This is a genomic window from Streptomyces sp. 2-1 (assembly GCF_048564895.1).
In the GTDB taxonomy this organism is placed as follows: domain Bacteria; phylum Actinomycetota; class Actinomycetes; order Streptomycetales; family Streptomycetaceae; genus Streptomyces; species Streptomyces phaeochromogenes.
The window spans coordinates 2,049,744-2,066,057 of sequence record NZ_CP183383.1 but is presented as its reverse complement, the minus strand read 5'-3'; the positions used below and the strand labels follow the sequence as shown (position 1 = coordinate 2,066,057).

The window sequence follows — 16,314 nt, the reverse complement described above, 5'->3', positions numbered from 1 at the left end:
AGACGACTTTGCGGAGGGGAAACGACCGGGTCCCCCGCGGACGGAGGATCACGCACGCCCCGCGCTTCGGTCAGTCGGCCAGCGGCTTGACCCAGCGTCGCCAGTGGTCCTCGCGATGGTAGCCAGTGGCGGCCCAGGCGTGGTGTGCCTGTTCGTTGGCCTCCAGGACCATGGCGTCGACGCGGCGCCCGCCGAGGGCCGCGAATCGCTGTTCGGCCGCCTCCAGCAGAGCGCTGGCGATGCCTTGCCGACGGTGGTCCGGGTGTACGGCCAGTCGGTACGCGGAGCATCGCCATCCGTCGAACCCGGCTATGACCGTTCCCGCCAGGGCGCCGTCGCGCTCCGCGAGGAGCAGGGCTTCGGGGTCTCGTGTGACGAGGGCCGCCACTCCGGCGTGGTCGTCACTGATGCTGGTTCCTTCCGCGGCTTCACGCCAGAAACGCAACACGGTGTCGATGTCGGCGAGGGTGGCACAGCGGATGTGGAGATCACTCATGGGGCGAGCCAAGCAGAGCGCCGACGGGTCTGGCGAACGGTTTCCGAACCGAGTGATCGAGCTCATGGATCATGAATCGCCGGTGGCGGTGTCTGCGCCGGTGCCGGTGGTGCTGTCGGTTCGGTGTGCTCGTGCCCGGGCCATGTTCCGTGCCTCAGGTTCGCTTCGGCGGCGGCCAGATAGACGGCCGTGGCGAGCCACTGGGTCGCGTACTGGTCCGGGTCGGCTCCGCTGTGGCGCCCGAAGACGTCGAGGGAGCGACGCCCGGCCACCGCGCCGAGTGCGGTGATCAGGTCCGCGCCGGTGACCAGCCCGCTTCGGCGCAGCACGGCCGCGTGGCCGTCGTGATCGTTCCCGCGCATGGACTCGGCGGCGATCCGGCGTCCTCCCGTGACGGCCAGTTCGACCAGACGCCGGACGCGCCAGAGCGGAGAGTCGCCGGCCGCATAGGAGGCGGTGGGCGGCGAAGGAGCGGGAATGTCCGGCGGGAAGTGGTCGCTGAGGAGCAGGTCGTAGCCGAGATCGGCGCGACCCTGCCAGTCGTCCGGGAGACGCAGGGTCGCCTCCGTGCCGGGTACGGGGCCGACGGCGAGCGCGCGGAGGGTTGTGACCCGGTCGGGGTCGAGGCGGCCGAGGACCCGGATCCGCAGCCCGGGACGTGCGCCCAGCTGCCGGAAGTTGGCGGTGTGGGCGAGGGCGGGGTGGCTGTGGGCCGGGGTCAGCCGGAACGGTGCACCGGGGTTGGGGCGGCCGTCCGCGAACGCATCGCCTCCGCAGGGCAGTTCACGGACCAGCAGATCCTCGCCGTCGGTCGCGGCGATCTCCACGTCACAGCCGATCAGGGGCCGGGCGTACCCGGCGCTCTCGGGGCCACCGGTCACTTCGTGATCACCGGCCCCTCCGGGGTCACCCACGAGCGACGCCGGGAACCGCACGGCGGCGGACTCGGCGAGTGGGCGGGCGAACACCGTCGCCGGCGCGGACTCGGTCCAGGGGCGTCCGGCGGCGAAGGTGGCACGGACGCCTCTCTCCGCAAGCAGGCGGCCCTCCGGGGAGACGGTCGCTCCCGAGATGATCAGGCCGCCGCGGGACACCCGGAAGTGGTCGCTCAGGAAGCTCCGGATGGCGACCAGGGCGGTACCGGCGCGTCCGGCCCGCGCCGGGCCGCCGGGCTGGACGTCGCGGAGCGTGTACCAGCGGCCGTCGTCGTCGAGGAGGTGCGTGACCACCCCGCCGAGGTCGTCGGGGCCGATGACCGGTTCGCGGCAGACTCCGTAGAGCCGCAGGGACCTGTCGGGGCGGTGGTTGCGGCGGAGGGCGCCGATCAGCGCGGGCTCGGGGTCTCCGGCCTTCAACAGGTGGGCGACGAGGAGGAGTTCACGCAGGGCGGCCACCAACTCGGTGAGTCTGCCCGGGCTGTACGGGTCGCGCGTCGTGCGCAGACAGCGCACCACGCCCAGGGCCGCGGCCTCCGCGCGGTGGAGGCCCGTGAGGCGTGCGGTGTGGGCGGCGCGCAGCAACTCGGCCTGAAGTACCGCTCCCGTACCGGCCGTTCCGGCGGAGAGCACGGCTGCCGCAGCCGTCCAGACGCCGACGGCCGCGCGGATCTGGGCGGTTGAGGGGCCCGTGGGGGCATCGGCCGGGGGACGGGTGGGCTCTGCGCCGGGGGCCGCGGGCCGGTTCGGCTCGGTGGGGCGGTCCCGCTCGGCGGGGCTGACCTGCTGGGCGGGGCGGACCCCGTCGGCGGGTTGGTCGGGTTCGGCGATACGGTCCGGTTGGGAGGAACGGTCCGGCTCGGCGGAACGGTCCGGTTCGGCCGACGGACCAGCACCAGTGGGCTGAACGGCTGCGCCGGGCCCGGAGAGTACGGACGGGGCGATGACCACGGGCCGGGCGGGTTCCGTGACGGCGACCGGGCAGGCGCCCAGCACCGCCGCCCGATGCAGACAGCGCGGTGCCAACAGGCAGGTGCAACGGGCCTGTTCGGTGTCGGTGACCACGCCGGAGGAGTCCGGCGCCAGGGTCACCAGGGCATCCTCGCCGCAGCGGACGCCGAACGTCCCGCCCTCGGCGGTGACCGGTGTGGCCGTCAGCGCCTCGACGGCCGCGTCCAGTCTGCCGCGGAGCCGGGTGGTGAGACTCTCCACCGCGGAGGTGAACACCTCAGGTGCGACCGGTGGGAGTCGGAGTGGGGTGGTCGTGCCGGAACGGGTCATCGGGATGCTCCACGAGGGCGCTCCCCAGCCGGACAGGCGGAGGAGAAGGGGAGAGGGGACCGAAGGACGGGGCGCGGGACGGCGGATACGGCTCGGACCGCCGTCGTGAGCGGCCGTGCCACCGAACGGCGTACGGCATACGGGTGCACGGCCCGACGGACGAAACAACCGGAGCCGTACGCGGCCGGAGACCCCGCCGGAGTCCGAGCGGAGACCCCGTTGGGGACCGGGCCAGAGACCCGAGCGGAGACCCGGCGGGAGACCCGACCGGAGCCGCTCCCGGTCGGAGCCGCTCCCGACCCGAGCCGCTCCCGCCCGGCGGAGACGGCCGTACGTGCCGCCACGACCGCCCCCACCTCGCCCCCGGAGCCCTCATCCGGCCCCCCGCCCCGCCCCCGTACCAAAGATCAGCGGCGCCCCCTCCGCGGCTGCGGCCGAGGTACCTCGAGTTCCTCCAGCCGGGGCTCGTCCCCCTCCAGCACCCGCCGCCAGGCCGCCCGGTAGAGATCGGCGACCGGCCCGGTGGGCACGACGACGCCCAGGACGGCCTCCTCGCCGTGGAGCAGGTCGTACATCGGCACCTTCCACCGCTCCAGCGGAACGTACGGCTTCGCGAGCTGGGTCCAGCCGCCGGGCAGGAACAGTGAGCGTCCCGCTCGGGTGCGGCTGCCTTCGAGGACGAGGTCGGTGGCGGCGAGCTCGGCGCGGGCGGCGCGGAGCCGGGCCGTTCCGCCCCGCTGTTTCGCCCAGCCGGTCCAGCGGGCGGTGTGCTGGTCGGTGGGATCCGGCATGGCGAGCAGCATCAGATAGATGACAGCGGCGTCCTCACCGATGCCGTACCGCTTGGCCACCTCACCGACGAGGTCGGGCACGGACCGGGTGGGATCCTGCGGCCACCACAGACCGTCCGCGTCGCGTTCGCCCGCCACCGGTTCCCCGGGATCGGCGAGCAGCTCCGCGAACCGCCGGTCGTGGACCAGCCGGAGAGCGACGTCCTCGGCGGTCGGCCGTTCACCGGGGACCACCGCCGCCAGGTGGGGATCGTTCCCGGCGGCGTCCAGCAGCGCGGGGCGGACGGCGGCGTAGGGGTCGGGGACCGTGGTGCTCAGCACGACCGCGCCGTAGCGCACGAAGCCGTCACCGGTCTCCGCGGGGCTCCCGGGACCCCGGCGGAAGGCCTCCAGATCGACCTGTCTGCCGAGGCCGATCAGCAGGTCCGGGTGGGCCAGCCGGGCGCGTACCGAGGTCAGTACCCCGGGGAGGACAGCGCGGATCGGATCGCCGGACGGGAGCCGGTGGGCGAGCCATGCGGCCAGGGCCACCGAACCGTTCAGGACGCCTGTGCCGAAACCGGGCGTGTTCTCGACGCTGCCCAGGTGGTGGCCTCTGGTCGTCCAGGTCAGGTCGTGGTTCAACCGCGGTTCGGCCGCCCCGTCGACGAACCCGCGCAGCGCGTCGGACGGCGCCCACCACGACGTGGTCCGCACGGTGCGGACCGCGTCATGGAGCACCTCTTCGGAGAGGAGCGTCCGCCGGCCCACCTCCCGGTTCCAGACCTCGGCCGCCGCGACCACGTCCGGGCCGTCCGTCCACAGTCCGGACGGCTCGGCGGGCAGCAGTGCCGCCATGACGGCCTGCCAGATGCCGGCGTCCTTGCACCCCACGGCCTCTCGGGCCACGGCAACGTCCGCCGACTTCACTCCGATGGCCTTCAGCGTCTCGGCGGGCACGGGCCTGCGCGCGTCGTCGGTCATCGGTACTCCGGCGACCATCAGCCGGGCCATGGTCGGGGTGACTCCCGTGAGCCGGGCGAACTCCTCGGCGGCGGCCGGGTACCAGGGCGCCGGACCGCGTGCGGCGAGCTCGGACAGGAAGGCCGTGAACCAGCCGGGCGCACGTGCCGGCTCCGGGGCGAAGGGCTCGGCCGACAACAGCGTGTACGGAGCGGGTGCCTCGAACCGGCCGGCCGGATCGTGGAAGACCGCCCTGAACACCTGGCCTTCGGCGTCGCTTCGGCTCCATTCGTTGGGAAAGACGAGGAACGCGCCGCCGTCCAACTGCAGCACCGTCGCCACATTGCTGCTCAGGGAGCCGGGCCCCCGGAACAGACTCTGCTCCAGACGCAGCCGGACAAGGCGCCAGTGATCGGGGTCCAGCACCGCGAGTTCCTGGGCGTCCAGTTCGGCGAGGAACGTCTCCAGCACCTTCCTGTGATCCTCGGTGGTGGCCGTCGAGCCGGACCGCAGAGCCAACAGGGACGGCAGCGTGGGCAGGGTCAGCCAGTCCATGTTGCCCAAGGCACCCTGTTCGGGCAGGGCGGGGTGCGGACTGCCCGCCGGGGCCGGTTCGTTGAGGCCCCGCCGTGCCTTCCCGAGCAGCCGCAGCAGTCGGACGATGTTGCCGGAGGGATCGTGGTAGTAGTACGCCCTGCCCTGCACCAGGTACTTGCGGCCGTTGAGGCCGAGTCCCTGCAGCGCCGCGGTGAGCACGCCGTCGCCGAGTTCGGGCCGTTGCTCCTCCGGGACGCGGCCCGTGACCGCGATGTCGAGCCGGGTGCGCGCCGCGTCGAGGACGCACTGCTGCTCGGCGGCGAACCGCACCACCTCGGAGATGCCTGCGAGCAGCGCCTCGTGGCCGACCTGTGGCAGCAGGCTGCGGATGATCCCGGGCAGCGCGTCCGCGTCGGCCTGCTCCCGCCCCGGAGCGTCCTGGCCCTCCGTGTCCTCGGGCAGCTCCTTCACGGCCGCCGCCAGAAGCGCCGCCACGGTGTTGTCGTCGAGCCGGCGGAGCGCCGCCGAGCCCTGCGGGTCGCGGGGCCGGAGCAGGTGCCAGTAGCGCAGGGGCGGCAGGAGGGGGGTTCCCGCGGTGAAGGTTCCGGCGGTGTGGTCCCGCGGGATCTCGGCCATCACCGTGCCGTTCCCGTCGAGCAGCCTGATGCCGTCGTACTCCTGGACCACGGCCAGCGGCCGGTCGGCGCCCGGGAACTCCAGCACCCAGCGCGGGCTGCGGCTGCGGCCCCTGCCGGGCGGTACGACGACCGAGCGCCCGGCCAGGTCCTCGCCCCGCCGCGAGCCGTCGGGCAGTGTCACCACCCGCCAGCCGAGCACCCCGTCCACCGGGGCGCACATCGGACCCGGCGCGACGGAGGGGGCGGGCAGCAGCCAGCCCGCCTCGAAGGTGCTTCCCTCCGGCGCGGCACGCAGACCCTCGCCGAACCAGTCCGGCTGTCCCGGTTCGCCCTGGGTGTCGCTCACCGGGTCGTACGCGTGCCAGGTCTTGTTCTTGTAGTCGGTGCCCACCATGGACCACACCCAGTACGACGTGCCGTCGCCGATCATCTGCCGCGCTCCTGGAACGACCGTGTCCCCGCGGCGCAGCACCCCGTGACCGGTGGTCCGGCCGCCGCCGGGAAGCGGGAGCGAGACGGGGGCCATGTTCCCGCCCATCCCGTCGCGCCCGTCCACCGTGCTGGTGCGGGAGTAGCCGGACCCGTCGACCGTCACCCACTGGGAGGGGTTGTGGTGCCAGTAACCCTGGCTGCCGTTCGTATCGACCGAACGCCACCAGACGAACAACTCGCCGTCCACATAGTGATAGTCGACATACCTGCGGTAGCGCGCCGCCTGGTCGGGGACCGACAGCTCGTGCGCGAGTGCCGTGCCTTCCGAACCGATCACCCGGAGGTGCAGGCCGGCCAGGACGATCAGGTGCGGCCAGGCGTCGGTGACGAGGACCTCCCGCTGCAGATTCCCCGATTCGTGTCCTTCGAGCGCCTCTTCCCAGGCGGGCCAGCCCAGTTCGTCGAGGAGCCCGGACCGCAGGGCGCGGGAGAGCGCCGGGGCCATGCCGGTGCTCAGCGCCTCTCGAACCGCCGTCTCGGCAATCGCGAGCACTTCTCCCGGCAGCCGGCTCAGTGTCTGGAGAACGCCGCGGTAGCTTTCGAACGCGGGCAGCTCCGCGGTGATGTACCTCCGGCTGACCTCGCCCACCCATTCGGCGAGCATCGGCCGTCCACCGGGGGACCCGGCCAAGGTGACGACGGTCTGCGGGTGGTCCGCCCGCCCGTCCTCGGGGCAGCCGCGCCGGAACGCCCGGCGGAAGCGGTGATCGGCTTCCAGGGCGACGAGATCGCGCCGGTGTTCACAGGCCGCCCACGACACCAGGTTGAGGCGGTGACGCTCCTCGGGATCCGCCACCGGTATGCCCAGGGACAGCAGTTGGTCGAGGAGGTTCACATCGCCGACGGGGGGCGTCAACAGGCCGCCGGAGGACTCCAGTTCGGCACGCAGCGTGCCGGCGATACGGTCGACGAGTGGATAGAGCTCTGCCGGAGCGAGGTGGTAGTCGGCCCGCCACAGCTCCAGGAATCTGCGGGTCCATCCGGCCGTACCGTCGGCGGGACGCACCTCGGCGGGCAGGGTGGCGTCGCAGAGCCCGGCGGTGGCGCCGGACTTCTCCAACAGGTCGAGCCACTGGGGGAGTTCCTCCCGCTCCCACGTCGAGGGCATCAGCTCCAGCAGGGTGCCGCGGAAGGCGGGTTCCTGCCGGGTCAGCTCCAGCAGGGCCGGCCGGTGGGCCTTCCACCAGCCGGGCGGTGCCTTGACGGTGCCGGGCAGTGTCAGCATCTCGCGCAGATAGGAGACCTCCTCCACGAGCGCGTTCCTGCCCGCGACCGCCTTCGCGAGTCTGCGCAGATCACCCGCGCCCGGACTCGACGGAGGCAGCCCGTGCGCGGCCAGACGCACGAAGAGTCCGCGAACGTGCCGGAACGCCGTCGCCGCCGGAACCCGGGACGACAGCCCCTTGGCGTAGCTGGAGAGCATCTTCGTCGGCACTGCCTCGGCGAGGGCGAACTCGAGGAAGACCGCGTCCATGCGCTCCTCGTCGAACGGCAGCGCGTGCGCCGTCTCGGCCTTGCGCGCGTTGACGAACATCTGGGACGCGTACGCGCTCTCGTCGGCGGCCAGGAACACCCGGCCCGCCTGCTCGTAGAAGGTCGGCAGGAAGTGCGGTACGGAACCCGCGAGCCGTTCGCCGATCGACTCGTAGGTGGCCCGCGCCTTCTTCGGCCTGGATTTCGCCGTCCGCGCCACCTTGTTCATCTCCTCGACCAGGGACATGGCCAGGTGGCCGTCCGAGGGGTGATGAACCAGTACCCATTCGGGGAAGCCCAGTGCCCGGGGCTGTCCGAGACCGACCTCGGTCGGCTCGCCCTCGGGTTCGAGGCCGAGGAAGCCGGTGCCCAGGCCCTGTCCCAGGCCCTCTCCCTGCTCGGCGGCGACCAGCCGTACGACGATCCGGTCGTCCAGGCCCGGATGCCGGTAGGCCTGCGTGAACATGGGCACGGCCCGGTCGCCGCCCCCGGTTGTCCCGGGGGGCAGTACCGCGCCGGCTCGCAGCAGTTCCTCGGCTTCAGCCTCCGCCATCGCCGTCGTATCGCCGCGGGTCATCGAGTCGTCGGCCACCGTGTCGCTCATGATTTCGTGCCTTTCGTGGCCGTGCGGCCGGTCCGCGGGACCTTGCTCATCCGTGTGCGCCCGTCGGTCTGTGTCGTGTGAGGTGCGCCGGCCACGGCCGTGCTCCCGAGGTGTGTCGCCGTCCGTGCCGTCGTTCGTGCCACCGTGTCGCTCACGCGGTGCGGTCCGCGGACACGGTGCGGCCGGCGTGCAGGGCCGCGGCCATGCGCATGCCCTCGGACCACGCCACGGGGCCCACCTCCGACAGCCGCAGCCGCGGGTCCCGTCCATGGCGCCAGCTCAGATCGCCGGTGTGGCCCTCTTCCTCGTAGTACGGGTTGCCGATCTCGACCGACGCGGTGAAGACCCGCCCGGCGTCCCGGATCCGGCCGGTGACATGGCCGTCGGACACCTTGTAGCCGAGCGAAGCGGCACGGGCGGAGAGGTGGAACCACGAGCTGTACTCGGCCCCGGAGAACTCGGTGACCGTCTCGGCACCGCCGTCGACGTCACCCGGCTTGTGCCAGGTGGCGCGGTGAATCTGTTCCACGCCCTGCACCACGCCCAACTCGGCCGCGAACACGCGGAGTTCGTCGAGATCCGGGAGCAGGACCGGGTGGGGCATCGTCACCGTACGGGGGGAGAGGCGGACGGTCTCGCCGTCCAGGTTCACCACCCGGAGCTCACCCGATGCGTCGGCGTCCCGCAGGAAACCGACCTCGTCGGGGCCCTCGCCGACCACGACCAGGTCACGCAGTGCCGACCGCCACGCCTCGTCGGGCCAGACCCGGGCCAGCAGGCCGGCCGGCACCGGCAGCGAGGACACCATCCAATTGTCGACCTGCGCCGCGCACTGGGCCGCGTGCCGGTCCAGCCACTCGGCGAACCGCTGCAGCTCGATCACTTCGGGGCGGTCCCGTAACTCTCCCGGCAGCGTTCTCAGTTGCCCTGCCGGGGACGTCCCTGCCGGGGGCGTCTTCGACGAGGACCGGGCCACTACCCGGCCTTCCACCAGAGCGATCTCATAGGTGTCGCCCACTGTCAGCCAACCCATAGGTTTTCTCTGCCTCTTTCACCGTTCGGAAACCGGCACAGCGCGGCCGGCGGTCCGAATCGGCCCACCCCACTGTGACTTCCGCGAAAGATTAGAGGCACCCACTGACAGTTTCCGGCGATCGAGCATCCTGAACTGCCGTGTCCTGTCCGCCAGTTGCTGCCAGTTCCTACCGGATCCGCTCGGCCTAGGCCTCGCGCAGCCGCGCGATCACGGGGGCGAACACCTCCATGTTCGGCTCCAGAACCGTCAGATACGAGAACCCGAACCGGTCCCGCTGGGCCCGCACCCGCTCGACGATGTCGTCCAGGGTCCCCACGAGAACGATCGGCAGCTCAAGCACCTGCTGCTCGGTCAGATGGGGGATGCGGGGCAGCCACGGCTGGATCGCGGCACCGGGGTCGTCGGTGACGATGACGATCTGGACCAGCAGGTTCAGCTCGGCCGGCTCCGCGCGCCCGGCGGCCAGCTTCCGGTACAGGGCGACTCGTTCGTCGAGCTCCTGCGCCGCGAGCGGCTCCAGCGAACCGCCGTCCCGGGTGCGCGCGCCGGTGAACGCCGCGATGTCCGCGTGCTCGGCGGTCAGCCGCAGCATCCGGTCGCCGTTGGCGCCGATCAGCAACGGCACGCGTTGTTGTACGGGCTGTGGCTGATGGCCCTCGGATTCGAGCAGCCGCTCCAACTCCTCGACGGTACGCCGGAGATGGTCCACGCGCTCACCCGGCGAACCCCAGGGGAGACCCGCCGTCTCGTGCTCCGCCTGTACGTAGCCGGTGCCGAGCCCGAGTTCCAGGCGGCCGTCCGTCAGCGCGTCCGTCGTGGCCACCTCGCGGGCCAGCAGTGCCGGGTTCCAGAACCCGGCGTTGAGCACGAACGTGCCCAGGCGTGGCCGCTCGGTCGCCTCGGCGGCGGCGACCAGCGCCGGGAAGGGAGCGGGCATGCCGAGATGGTCCGGGGCCAGGATCACGTCGTAGCCGAGTTCCTCGGCCCGACGGCACTTCGTGCGCCACTCGTCGGCTGGTGCGGCACTCATCAGATTGACGCCGAAACGGAACGGGCGGGCCATGAACTCTCCTCACCGGTACGGGACTTGAGTATGCCGAGTACGTTGCCTCGCGTACGGGGAGCTCGCCGGTACGTGGAGCTCCCCGTGCACGTGGAGCACGCCCTGCACGGGGAGCGTGCTCCACGCGTCGATCACTCGTGCGCGATGGCCGCCAGTACGTTCATGCGCGACGCGCGCAACGCCGGCAAGAGCGCCGCCACGATGCCCACGACGGCCGATCCCACGACGACCGCGACGAGAGTCGTCCACGGGATCGCGAGCGCCTTCATCCCCTGCAGGGCGAGGACCTGCTGCACGCACACGCCCCACACGAGCCCGAGCGCGAGCCCGAGGACCGCGCCGAACACGGCGATCACCACCGACTCCAGCCGGATCATCCGCCGCAACTGACGCCGGGCGAGCCCGATCGCGCGCAGCAGCCCGATCTCCCGGGTGCGCTCGACGACCGACAGGGCAAGGGTGTTGACCACTCCGAGCACCGCGATGACGATCGCGAGGCCGAGCAGCGCGTACACCAGGTAGAGCAGCACGGCGATCTGATCGTGGATCAGCTTCTTGTAGTCGGCCAGGTCACGCACCTGCACCTGCGGATACGGGTCGAGCGTCTTGTCGAGGTTCGCGCGCAGGATGTCGGCGGAGGTGCCGGAGGCCGCGTTCACGTACAGCGCGGAGTCCTGCCCGCCGGGCACGTACTTCTCGATCGTGCCGAAGCCGAAGAAGAGCCCGCCCTGTGTGCCGAAGCCCTCGGCGGCGTCCTGGTCGGTCAGCGCCCCCACCTTCAGCTCGGCCTTCTGCCCGGCGGGGAACTCGACGGGGATCGTGCTGCCGAGGCGTACGTCGTGGTCCTTGGCGAAGCCCGCGTCCATGGCGATGTTGCCGTCCGCGAGCGCGTCGGCCGTGTCGCCCTCGGCGTACGTGATGCGGGCGACCTCGTCGAGCTGCGACTCGTAGCCCGCCGCGGTCGTCTCGACGCGCTTGCCGTCCGGCAGCCGCACGGCGACCGGTGTGAACCGCTGCCGTACGACGAGTCCCGCGCCCTCCGTGTCCTGCACCTTCTCGGTGATCTCCTGCGGGAACGGCAGGAAGTTGGCGTTCTGCACCACGAAGTCGGCGCCCAGCGTCTTGTCGATCTGGTCGTCGAAGGACTTGGACATGGACGCGCTCGCCACGGACATGCCGCCGACCAGCGCGAGGCCCACCATCAGCGCGGCGGCGGTGGCGCCGGTGCGGCGCGGGTTGCGCAGCGCGTTGCGCTGGCTCATCCGGCCGACCGAGCCGAACACGGCGGGGAAGAAGCCGCCGAGGACACGGATCACCGGCCGGACGAGCAACGGCCCGGCGATGACCGTCGCGAGGAGGGTGAGGACGACGCCGAGGCCCAGCAGGGAGGCGGCGGACCCGGTCTCCGTGGACGTCACGCACCCCACGAGCGCGGCGGCGCCCAGCGCGCCGACGATCAGCCCCACCACGGCCCGTACCCGCAACGGCCGTCCCACACCGGCGATTTCGGCGTCCGCCAGCGCGGCCATCGGCGACACACCGGCCGCGCGGCGGGCCGGCAGATACGCCGCGACGAAGGTGACGCCGACCCCGACGACGTACGCAGCGACGGGTGTCGCCCAGCCGATGACCATCTCGGCGGTCTTCAGGTTCATGCCGAACAGGCCCATGAGCTCGATCAGCCCGATCGCGAGCCCGATGCCCGCGGCCAGGCCGAGCGTCGAGCCGACCAGGCCGAGGAGCGTCGCCTCCAGGAGCACGGACCGGCGCACCTGCCGCCGGTCGGCGCCGAGTGCGCGCAACAGGCCCAGTTCACGGGTGCGTTGGGCGATCAGCATGGAGAAGGTGTTGACGATCAGGAAGACCCCGACCAGTACCGCGATCCCGGCGAAGCCAAGCATCACGTACTTGATCACGTCGAGGAAGCCGCCCAGTTGGGAGGCGGCGGTCTCGGCCTGCTCGTCGGCGGTCTCCAACTCGTAGGTGCCCGAGCCGATTTCGGCGGCGATGCGCTGCTTGAGCTGTGCGTCGCTCACGCCTTTCGCCGCGTCCACCTGGATGCTGGTGGCGACGTCCGCCCGGCCCAGCAGTTTGGTCCGCGCGACCGCAGGGTCGAGGAAGACCAGTGCGGCACCCGGATTGGTGGTCTTGAAGGTCGCGATGCCGACGACCTTCACCTTGAACGAGCCGGGCTGTGCGATGACGGTCAGCGTGTCACCGATGCCGACGTGCTTCTTGTCGGCGGTGTCCGCGTCGAGGAGCGCCTCGGCGGGCCCGCGCGGGGCGTGCCCCGAGGTCAGCTCCACAGGGCTGCGCTCGGTGACGTACCAGTCGCCCGCGATGGTGGGCGCGCCCGTGGTCGGGCCCACCGACTCGTTCTCGCTGTCGACGACGGTGATGTTCTCGACGGCCACGTCCGGACGCGCGAGGGCGACCCCGTCGACCTTGTCGATGCGGGCCACGAGGCTCGTGGGCACGGTCGCGATGGCCCCGGAGGGGATCTGCGATTCGAGATCCTCCTTCGGCGTCACGGTCACGTCGGCCGACGTGGACGCGAACAGCCGGTCGAAGGTGCGGGTGACCGTGTCCGAGAAGATCAGGCTGCCCGCGACGAACGCCACGGACAGGACGACGGCCAGCGCCGAGAGCAGCAGCCGGCCCTTGTGCGCGAGGAAACTCCGGAGTGTCGCCTTCAGCACGACAGCCTGCCTCAGTCCTTGTCGAGGGCGATGCCCTCGTCGGGAGTGATGCCCTGGTCGGGAACGATGCCCTGGCCGGTGGCGCCGTCGCCCTCGACCGTCCCGCGAATCGTGTCGAACCTCTTCATGCGTTCCAGCACCGCCTCCGCCGTGGGCCGCGCCATCTCGTCCACGATCCGTCCGTCCCCGAGGAAGAGCACCAGGTCGGCGTGGGCCGCGGCGCCCGGATCGTGCGTGACCATGACGACGGTCTGGCCCAGCTCGTCGACCGCGTCCCGCAGGAAGCCGAGCACTTCGAGGCCGGCCCGCGAGTCGAGGTTGCCCGTCGGCTCGTCCGCGAAGATCAGCTCGGGGCGCGAGGCGAGGGCGCGGGCGCAGGCGACGCGCTGCTGCTGCCCGCCGGACAACTGCGCGGGCCGGTGCTTGAGCCGGTCGCGCAGGCCGAGCTGGTCGATGACCTGGTTCAGCCACTTCTCGTCGGCCTTCTTGCCCGCGATGTCCATGGGCAGCGTGATGTTCTCGGCCGCGTTGAGGGTCGGGATCAGGTTGAACGACTGGAACATGAAGCCGATCCGGTCGCGGCGCAGCTGGGTCAGCTCGCGATCCTTCAATCCCGTGATCTCGGTGTCTCCCAGCCACACCTGTCCGGCCGAAACGGTGTCAAGACCCGCCAGGCAGTGCATCAGCGTGGACTTCCCGGAGCCCGAGGGGCCCATGACCGCGGTGAAGCGGCCTCGCGCGATGTCCACGTCGACCGAGTCGAGGGCGAGCACGGTCGTCTCACCCGATCCGTACGCCTTCGTGAGGCCACGGGCGCGGGCCGCGATCCCCTCGGCGTCCGTGCGCCCGAGGGCGTGCTCCGCAGCTGCTGTGGACAAGGCCGCCTCCTAGGTGGGACTCCGGTGTCCGCGGGCGAGCCTAGTGTGATGCGCGGCACACTTGGTATCCCCCCGAAGTGCCGGTCGTTCTCCGCCGCAGGTCGGTGACCCTGAGATCCATGTAAGGGGCACCCTTAGGGGAGGGGGGTTTCGGGGTCCTCTTGCCACTGCTAGCACATCGGCGCTAGCTTCGAGGTATGGCTAAGACCCAGCTGAACGTGCGCGTGGACGAGGACACCGCCCGCGCCGCGCGCGAACGCGCCCTGGCCCGCGGGATGAGCGTCAACCGCTACATCGAGGAACTGGTCAGACAGGACACCGGGGAAGCCGGCCACACCTTCGTCGAGGCCGCCGCCGACTTCATGAAGCAGTACGAGTCCGTCTTCGTCGAGGAGTTCGGCGCGGAGCGAGAAGGCCGTCGCTGAGCCCTTGAACGAACCCCTGAACATCAGAGTCGACCTCGCCTGGCTCCTCATGGTCGCGGAACACAAGACGCCGGGCGACCCCCAGGTCACCGACTTCGGCGCCCTCGTCGCCGCCGTCGGCCGCCACGAGGCCGAGATCTTCGGCGTCCCCGTCTACGACACCCCGCACACCCGTGCCGCCGCACTGCTCCAGCTCCTGCTGCACGTCCCGGCCCTCGAACGCTCCAACGCGATGTTCGCCATGGCCGTCGCGTACGCCTACCTCGTCGCCAGCGGCCTGAAGGTCGTCACCTCGCCCGAGCAGGTCCGTGAACTGGCCCGCCTCGTCAAGACCGGCGAGGCCACGGTGGACGACATCGCACGCGAACTGCGCCAGTGGAGTCTGTGAGCCCCCCGGATTCTGGGCCTCAGGAATCGGGCGCGCCCTCGGCCCCGGGCCGGCGCGCGGTCCCCAGCACGCAGTACGAACTCGGCATCCGCGGCCCCTTCGCGGGCACCAACAGCTGCCGGTACGGGCCCAGTTCGTACCCCGCGTCCCTGATCGCGCCGACGGGGTCACGGCTCACATGACAGCCGCCGAAGAGCAGCGGCCACACCGTGCGGTCCAGGGCGCGCTGACCGGCGTTCATCGCGCGGCCGCCGCCCTTCCCGTGCTCGAAGAACCGCAGCTCACCGCCCGGGCGCAGGACGCGGCGGATCTCGGTGAGGGCCCGCGGCAGGTCTCGTACGCTGCACAGCACCAGGGACACCACGGCCGCGTCGAAGGCCTCGCTCTTGACCGGGAGCGCCTCCGCGACGCCCGGGACCACGTCGACCGGCACGTCGGAGCGCAGGGCCGCGGTCACCGCCAAGTGCCGCAGGCGGCGCTCCGGTTCGATGGCGACGACCTCCGAGACCGTGCTCGGATAGTGGGCGAAGTTCAGTCCGTTGCCCGCGCCGATCTCGATGACCCGGCCGGAGAGCCCGGCGAGCAGCTCCTCGCGGTGGACGCCGATGGCCGGCTCCGCCGCCACGCTGCACTTGGCGTAGAAGCGGGCGAACAGCGGGTGGTGAACCTGGGCCGGGGCCGGCTGACCCGTCCTGGCGGTGCTGGAGCCACGCGGTCGCATGGGGACCTCCCCTGAAGGTCGGGGCCTACCGCGATTGTCCCCCGGGACGGGCTCGCTCACCCGTTCGCGGGTCGTGCTGCTTTGACGGGCACGGTGCCGTCCTGTTCGACGGGCACGGTCTCGCCCCGTGGCCCCGGCCGTGCGGGGACCACAGGGCGAGACCGTGAGGGGCGGGTCAGGCGATGAAGTCGCGCACCTGCTCGTAGACACCGTGGTCGTTGTTCATGTCGGTGTGCGAGACGCACCCGACCTCGACGTTCGTGGCACCGCTGAGGATCGCGGTGGTGTCGGGGGTCAGGGCCTCGTCGCAGTTCGACCAGTAGCTCGCGTAGGAGACGCTGCCCGGTGTCTCGTCGCCCGAGTTGAGCGAGGTGAGGAACGAACTGCCGGTGTACATCTCCGCGCAGGACGTGTAGATCCAGCTGCACCAGCCGGCGGTCGTGGTCCCGTGGTTCGTCCCGGCCGTGGAGACGAAGTCGTCGACGTACGAGGTCCCGCCGAGGTTCTTGAGGTAGTAGCGGGAGTTCAGGGCGCCCATCGAGTGCACGACCAGGTCGACCTTGGACGCGCCGGTCTGGGAGAGCACGCTCTGGATCTTGGTGGACAGCTGCTGGGCGGTCGTGACGTTCGACTTGCCCCAGTCGTAGGACCAGGCGAACAGCTCGGAGCTGGTATAGCCGTCGGCCTTGAAATCGGCGGTCCAGTCGTCCCAACTGCTCGACGAACTGCTCAGACCGTGTACGAAGACGACGGGATTGCGGGCGGCGGCGTTCGCCGGGGAAGCGGGCAGGGACAGGGACAGAAGCAGCGACGCGAGGACCGCTGCGAAGACCGTGCCGGCAGTGCGTGTGCGGCGGGTCATGGTGCCTCCTGATGCGGGTGGGTTCGTCAGGAGTGTCAGGTGGGGTCTACGCG

11 protein-coding genes are annotated in these 16,314 nt (G+C 71.5%); 2 read left to right on the top strand and 9 right to left on the bottom strand.

All coding sequences use genetic code 11. The annotated features are described in order from the left end of the window. Positions 1-70 precede the first annotated feature (70 nt). The 7 genes from ACN20J_RS09065 to ACN20J_RS09035 form a co-directional block, all read right to left on the bottom strand. Positions 71-496 carry a GNAT family N-acetyltransferase gene (locus tag ACN20J_RS09065; RefSeq protein ID WP_189843852.1) on the bottom strand — a complete coding sequence of 142 codons (426 nt, stop codon included), beginning with the start codon at positions 494-496 and terminating at the stop codon, positions 71-73. Between the two features lie 62 nt (positions 497-558). After that, positions 559-2,712 carry a hypothetical protein gene (locus ACN20J_RS09060; protein ID WP_419665666.1) on the bottom strand — a complete coding sequence of 718 codons (2,154 nt, stop codon included), beginning with the start codon at positions 2,710-2,712 and terminating at the stop codon, positions 559-561. Between the two features lie 407 nt (positions 2,713-3,119). Next, a complete protein-coding gene (locus ACN20J_RS09055) occupies positions 3,120-8,189 on the bottom strand; it encodes a DNA-binding protein (protein WP_419665665.1) in 5,070 nt (1,689 codons plus the stop codon). 151 nt (positions 8,190-8,340) lie between these two features. Further along, positions 8,341-9,222: a DUF4132 domain-containing protein gene (locus tag ACN20J_RS09050; RefSeq protein ID WP_419665664.1), complete on the bottom strand. Its 882-nt coding sequence runs from the start codon at positions 9,220-9,222 to the stop codon at positions 8,341-8,343. Positions 9,223-9,409: 187 nt separating this feature from the next. Next, the gene (locus ACN20J_RS09045; protein ID WP_419665663.1) at positions 9,410-10,288 is read right to left on the bottom strand and encodes an LLM class F420-dependent oxidoreductase; all 879 of its coding nucleotides are present in this window, start codon (positions 10,286-10,288) and stop codon (positions 9,410-9,412) included. Positions 10,289-10,419: 131 nt separating this feature from the next. Further along, complete coding sequence (locus ACN20J_RS09040) at positions 10,420-12,987, bottom strand: ABC transporter permease (RefSeq protein WP_419665662.1); 2,568 nt, start codon at positions 12,985-12,987, stop codon at positions 10,420-10,422. Positions 12,988-12,998: 11 nt separating this feature from the next. Further along, entirely contained in the window at positions 12,999-13,865 is an 867-nt protein-coding gene (locus ACN20J_RS09035) for an ABC transporter ATP-binding protein (protein WP_361992261.1), read from the bottom strand. Between the two features lie 197 nt (positions 13,866-14,062). Here ACN20J_RS09035 and ACN20J_RS09030 point away from each other — a divergent pair, with 197 nt between their 5' ends. Next, positions 14,063-14,290 (top strand): antitoxin, encoded by a 228-nt coding sequence (locus ACN20J_RS09030; RefSeq protein WP_189843846.1) that lies wholly within the window; start codon positions 14,063-14,065, stop codon positions 14,288-14,290. Between the two features lie 49 nt (positions 14,291-14,339). Further along, on the top strand, positions 14,340-14,678 hold the full coding sequence (locus tag ACN20J_RS09025) for a fic family toxin-antitoxin system, toxin component (protein ID WP_189843925.1): 339 nt from the start codon (positions 14,340-14,342) through the stop codon (positions 14,676-14,678). 19 nt (positions 14,679-14,697) lie between these two features. On the opposite strand, the gene ACN20J_RS09020 is transcribed toward ACN20J_RS09025, so the two are convergent. Together ACN20J_RS09020 and ACN20J_RS09015 are read right to left on the bottom strand one after the other, a co-directional pair. Next, on the bottom strand, positions 14,698-15,399 hold the full coding sequence (locus tag ACN20J_RS09020; RefSeq protein ID WP_361889119.1) for a class I SAM-dependent methyltransferase: 702 nt from the start codon (positions 15,397-15,399) through the stop codon (positions 14,698-14,700). A 175-nt stretch (positions 15,400-15,574) separates the two neighbouring features. Next, complete coding sequence (locus ACN20J_RS09015; protein ID WP_189843844.1) at positions 15,575-16,261, bottom strand: esterase/lipase family protein; 687 nt, start codon at positions 16,259-16,261, stop codon at positions 15,575-15,577. Positions 16,262-16,314 lie beyond the last annotated feature (53 nt).

Bases quoted from the DNA above. Each gene is read 5' to 3' on its own strand.
- ACN20J_RS09045 (WP_419665663.1), bottom strand. From the start codon at position 10,288: ATGGCCCGCCCGTTCCGTTTCGGCGTCAATCTGATGAGTGCCGCACCA.
- ACN20J_RS09055 (WP_419665665.1), bottom strand. From the start codon at position 8,189: ATGAGCGACACGGTGGCCGACGACTCGATGACCCGCGGCGATACGACG.
- ACN20J_RS09015 (WP_189843844.1), bottom strand. From the start codon at position 16,261: ATGACCCGCCGCACACGCACTGCCGGCACGGTCTTCGCAGCGGTCCTC.
- ACN20J_RS09020 (WP_361889119.1), bottom strand. From the start codon at position 15,399: ATGCGACCGCGTGGCTCCAGCACCGCCAGGACGGGTCAGCCGGCCCCG.
- ACN20J_RS09050 (WP_419665664.1), bottom strand. From the start codon at position 9,222: ATGGGTTGGCTGACAGTGGGCGACACCTATGAGATCGCTCTGGTGGAA.
- ACN20J_RS09065 (WP_189843852.1), bottom strand. From the start codon at position 496: ATGAGTGATCTCCACATCCGCTGTGCCACCCTCGCCGACATCGACACC.
- ACN20J_RS09025 (WP_189843925.1), top strand. From the start codon at position 14,340: ATGGTCGCGGAACACAAGACGCCGGGCGACCCCCAGGTCACCGACTTC.
- ACN20J_RS09060 (WP_419665666.1), bottom strand. From the start codon at position 2,712: ATGACCCGTTCCGGCACGACCACCCCACTCCGACTCCCACCGGTCGCA.
- ACN20J_RS09030 (WP_189843846.1), top strand. From the start codon at position 14,063: ATGGCTAAGACCCAGCTGAACGTGCGCGTGGACGAGGACACCGCCCGC.